General features: G+C 73.3%; 1 protein-coding gene. It reads left to right on the plus strand.

Annotated features, from left to right (window positions below):
- Positions 1-1,924, plus strand: a 1,924-nt coding sequence (locus ACFPL3_RS41935; protein ID WP_379591017.1) for a hypothetical protein, incomplete at both ends; no start/stop codon positions are given.

The following is a 1,924-nucleotide window of genomic DNA, read 5'->3' on the forward strand; positions in this document are numbered from 1 at the left end:
GCCACGGGGGTGCGTTGGCTGCTGAACCCGGTCGACGGCGGGCCTGTGCCTGCGGACGCGGCGGCGCGGATCGCCGAGGTGCTCGGGGTGCCCGAGGCGCTGGTCGGGTCGTGGGCTCTCGCCGAGGGCCTCGTGGACGTCCCGGTGGCGGTGGGTGCCGATCCGCGACTGCGGCTCGATCGGTACGACGGATTCGAACGGCAGTTGGAGCTGGTGCGGGTCGCGCTGGAGCGGCTGCGGCGAGCCCACACCGCCGCCGCGCAGGAGGTGGACCGGGCGATCGGTGAGTTCGACGCGGCCACCGGTGGTGCGTTCGGCCGGGTCGAGCCCGCGGTGGGCGGCTCGGTGTCGGATCTGGCCGGCCGCGCACCACTGCCGTCGATGCGGTTGCTGGGCCTGCGGGTCCTCGTGGGTGCCGGGCGCCTCGCGCGGCGGGTGTGGACCGGTGTGATCCGCGGGCCACCCGGTACCGGCTACGCCGGCTGGTTCATCGGCCGGCACGGCGCCGGACGGCAGCTGCGGTTGACCGTCGGGCTGTTCACGCCTGCACGGGACCGGGCGGTCGCGCGGGCCGACGGCGCGCTGGCGCGGAACCGGGCGGCGCGGGAGCGGGCGATCGCGGCTGCCGGTGGGATCACGGCGGTGCTGGACGCGGGCCGGGAGGCGGCCGGGTTCGCCGCGCTGGCGGCGCAGAACGGGCGTACGGGGCGGGTGGTCGCGCGTCGGGACGCGGCGTGGCACGAGTTCCTGACGAGTGCTGCGCCGGCGATGGTGGAGGCGGCGGAGGCCGGCCTGACGAACCGGGTGATCGAGTTGCTGTCGGGTCTGCGTTGGGAGCAGGTCGGCGCGATCACGCGGCGGCCGTCGGCGGATCCGCGGGAGCGCTTCCGTTGGGTGGACGCGCTGAGGGAGCGGTGGATCCGCGTCTGGGGCCGGTGGAACTCGGCGGAGAAGGAGAAGTTGCGGCTGGCCGACGGGGAGTGGGTGACGGTCGCGGAGTTGCGGAGTCGGGTGCGCGACATCGATGCGGGTCGGGGTGGTTACCAGCTGGCGATGTTGGTGGGCGACCGGGTCGCGGGGATGATCGGCCGGGACCGGATGGCGGTGTACGACCTCTCGGACGGCCATTTCCACCATCTGGGTTATGACGACCCGCGCAACAACGGAATCGCCAGGTTCTTGCTCCGGTTGCGGGCTGCCGGTCACCAGGGTGTGATCACGTTCCACCCGATCCCGCAGCGCGGCATGGGCCTGGCGACGCTCGGTGGGACGTTCTACTACGGCATCGCGAGCGTGCTGACCCTCGGCCTGCTGTTCGACCAGCCGATGCTGCAGATGTGGGGCAAGTTCCCCGACGTCCGCTTGTTGGACGCGGTGCGGGCGTTGCCGGCGGAGCTGCGGTGGCGCGCGGTGGTCGGTGTGGTGGGTGCCCGCATGGATGTTCCGGGCGCGCGCGGTTACCTGCGGACGCTGGCGATGTTGAACCCGGACGAGGCGGTGCTGGTCGGGGAGACGACGATCGCGAAGGAGGCGGTCACCGATCTGCTGGGTGACCAGGCGATCCACACGATCAACCCGGCCTGGGCGAACCTGGTGCAGCGCCTGGTCGCGGCGGTCGGCCTGCTGCGGACCGCGCTCCGCGAGGGCGAGCTGGCCGCCGACCGCCTGGCCGGGTTGCCGGCGGAGCTGACCGACGTCATCCGGGTCGGTGCGCACGCCGATCCGGTCGGGGTCGCCGCCGGGCTGGTCGACGTGCTGGTCGGGAACATCGGTGTGATCGCCGAGCTGCTGGCGGCGGCGGGGCACCCGCGTTCGGGTGCGGAGTTGGCCACGGCGCGTCGGCAGATCGAGTCGGGCCGGTTGCCGGTGTACAACCCGCATCTGCGGGAGTTGCTGCAGGCTTCGGCCGAGGTCGGCTATCTGG

This window comes from Pseudonocardia zijingensis (assembly GCF_042657305.1).
Lineage (GTDB): Bacteria > Actinomycetota > Actinomycetes > Mycobacteriales > Pseudonocardiaceae > Pseudonocardia > Pseudonocardia zijingensis.